The sequence below is a fragment of the Comamonas sp. JNW genome, assembly GCF_003105075.1.
GTDB classification, from domain to species: Bacteria; Pseudomonadota; Gammaproteobacteria; order Burkholderiales; family Burkholderiaceae_C; genus Comamonas; species Comamonas squillarum.
On record NZ_QETI01000035.1, the window covers coordinates 1 to 1,672 of the forward strand.

The following is a 1,672-nucleotide window of genomic DNA, read 5'->3' on the forward strand; positions in this document are numbered from 1 at the left end:
TAGTCGGCCACGCTGAAGATCGGCGCTTCTTCGTCCTTGTTGATCGCCACGATCACCTTGGAGTCCTTCATGCCGGCCAGATGCTGGATCGCGCCCGAGATGCCCGCTGCAATGTACAGCTGGGGCGCGACGATCTTGCCGGTCTGGCCCACTTGCAGGTCGTTGGGCGCGTAGCCCGCATCCACCGCTGCGCGGCTCGCGCCAATGGCCGCGCCCAGCTTGTCAGCCAGCGGGGTCATCACTTCGTTGAACTTCTCGGCGCTGCCCAGCGCCCGGCCACCGGAGACGATGATCTTCGCTGCCGTGAGTTCCGGGCGGTCGTTCTTGGTCACTTCGCGGCCCACAAAGCTGCTCTTGCCGCTGTCAGCGGCGGCTGCCGCGTTCTCGACCGAGGCCGAGCCGCCGGTGGCCGCTGCGGCGTCAAAGCCGGTGCCGCGCACGGTGATGACCTTGGTCGCATCGATCGATTGCACGGTGGCAATGGCATTGCCCGCGTAGATGGGGCGCTCGAAGGTGTCGGCGCTCACCACCTTGGTGATGTCGCTGATCTGGGCCACGTCCAGCTTGGCTGCCACGCGTGGCGCCACGTTCTTGCCCGAGGCGGTGGCTGGCGCCAGGATGTGGCTGTAGTTGCCGGCAATGGCCAGCACTTGCGCGGCCAGGTTTTCGGCCAGGCCGTCTTTCAGCGCCGGGCCATCGGCCAGGATGACTTTGGCAACGCCTGCGATCTGGGCTGCGGCCTGGGCTGCAGCTGCTGCGCCTTCGCCCGCTACCAGCACATGCACATCGCCGCCGCAAGCCAGGGCTGCGGTGACGGTGTTGAGCGTGGCGGTCTTGATCGTTTGGTTGTCGTGTTCTGCAATAACGAGAGCGGTCATGTCTATCGTCTTTCCATTCAATGTGTCAGGTGTCGGGTCAAGGTCAGATGACTTTGGCTTCGTTCTTGAGCTTGTCGATCAGGGTCGCCACATCGGGCACCTTCACGCCGGCGCCGCGCTTGGCGGGTTCCTGCACCTTCAAGGTCTTCAGGCGCGGGCTCACATCCACACCCAGGTCTTCGGGCTTGACGGTGTCGAGCTGCTTTTTCTTGGCCTTCATGATGTTGGGCAAGGTGACGTAGCGCGGCTCGTTCAGACGCAGGTCGGTGGTGATGACAGCGGGCATGGACAGAGACAGGGTCTCCAGACCGCCGTCCACTTCGCGCGTGACGCTCACCTTGTCGCCAGCGACTTCCACCTTGGAGGCGAACGTGGCCTGGGGCAGGTCAGCGAGCGCTGCCAGCATCTGGCCGGTCTGGTTGGCGTCGTCGTCAATCGCTTGCTTGCCGCAGATCACGAGGCCCGGCTGCTCCTTGTCCACCAGCGCCTTCAGGAGCTTGGCGACCGCCAGCGGCTGCAGCTCTTCGGCCGTTTCGACCAGGATGGCGCGGTCTGCACCAATGGCCATCGCCGTGCGCAGCGTCTCCTGGCACTGGGTCACGCCGCAGCTCACTGCGATGATCTCGGTGACCACGCCCTTTTCCTTCAAACGCACGGCCTCTTCCACCGCGATTTCATCAAAGGGGTTCATCGACATCTTCACATTCGCAATGTCCACTCCCGAGCCATCGCTCTTGACGCGCACCTTGACGTTGTAGTCCACCACGCGTTTGACGGGTACCAGTACTTTCATA

The 1,672-nt window shown here is 63.7% G+C and carries 2 protein-coding genes; both read right to left on the reverse strand.

From position 1 onward, the window contains the following. Positions 1-878 (reverse strand): FAD-binding protein (locus DCO45_RS22425; protein WP_116927871.1); only part of this gene is annotated, 878 nt, incomplete at its 3' end. Positions 879-921: 43 nt separating this feature from the next. After that, on the reverse strand, positions 922-1,671 hold the full coding sequence (locus DCO45_RS22430; RefSeq protein ID WP_116927872.1) for an electron transfer flavoprotein subunit beta/FixA family protein: 750 nt from the start codon (positions 1,669-1,671) through the stop codon (positions 922-924). Position 1,672: the final 1 nt, after the last annotated feature.

Bases quoted from the DNA above. Each gene is read 5' to 3' on its own strand.
- DCO45_RS22430 (WP_116927872.1), bottom strand. From the start codon at position 1,671: ATGAAAGTACTGGTACCCGTCAAACGCGTGGTGGACTACAACGTCAAG.